Annotated in this window: 1 protein-coding gene; it reads left to right on the top strand. The window is 62.1% G+C overall.

Features of this window, described 5'->3' with window-relative positions; translation table 11 throughout:
• Positions 1-1,219: flavin-containing monooxygenase (locus ACFV4G_RS42100; protein WP_380448684.1), on the top strand; the 1,219-nt coding region annotated here is incomplete at both ends.

Below are 1,219 nucleotides of genomic sequence, written 5' to 3'. Positions count from 1 at the left end.
CGAAGTCCACGACTACCTCCGCGACTGCGCCCACAAACACGGCGTCCTGCCCTACCTGCGCTACAACCACGAACTCCTCACCGCCCACTGGAACGACACCCACCACCACTGGGACCTCCACACCACCGGCGGCCGCTACACCACCCAATTCCTCATCACCGGCACCGGCTACCTCTCCACCCCCGCCATCCCCGACATCCCCGGCATCCACACCTTCACCGGCACCCTCTTCCACTCCGCCCAATGGAACCACCACCACAACCTCACCGGCCGCACCATCGCCGTCATCGGCACCGGCGCCTCCGCCATCCAATTCCTCCCCCACATCCAACCCCAAGCCGCACGCCTCGACCTCTACCAGCGCACCCCACCCTGGATCGCCCCCAAACCCGACAAACCCAACACCCCCCGCCACACCTGGATGCTCCGACACCTCCCCGGCTACCAGCAATTCCGCCGCAACTTCAACAAACACGGCCGCGAAATCATCGCCTACTTCATGTCCCGCCCCACCCGCACCACCGCCATGAAAAACATGGCCACCACCCACCTCAAAAAATCCGTCCCCGACCCCCACCTGCGCACCCTCCTCACCCCCGACTACACCATCGGCTGCAAACGCCTCCTCTTCTCCAACACCTGGTACCCCGCCATCCAACAACCCAACGTCAACATCATCACCACCCCCATCAAAAACATCGGCCCCACCCACATCACCACCACCGACGGCACCACCCGCCACATCGACACCATCATCCTCGCCACCGGCTTCACCCCCACCAACCAACCCATCACCCACCGCATCCACAACGCCAACGGCACCACCCTCAACCAAACCTGGACCCAACACGGCATCCAAGCCCACCGCGGCACCACCATCCACGGCTACCCCAACCTCTTCATGCTCCTCGGCCCCAACACCACCCTCGGCCACTCCTCCCAAACCGTCATCATCGAAGCCCAAATCACCTACATCATCCAAGCCCTCAAAACCACCACCACCCACAACATCACCAGCCTCCACCCCCGCCACCAAGCCCAAACCCACTACAACACCCAACTCCAAAACAAACTCAAAAACACCGTCTGGAACACCGGCAACTGCCACAGCTGGTACCACGACACCCACGGCAACAACCCCACCATCTGGCCCACCTACACCCACACCTACCACAAACAAACCAACCACTTCGACCACACCAACTACCAAACCACCACC

Source organism: Kitasatospora sp. NPDC059747 (assembly GCF_042732955.1).
Classification (GTDB): Bacteria; Actinomycetota; Actinomycetes; order Streptomycetales; family Streptomycetaceae; genus Kitasatospora.
The sequence above is the reverse complement of the archived record's forward strand: the minus strand, read 5'-3'. Positions and strand labels throughout refer to the sequence as shown.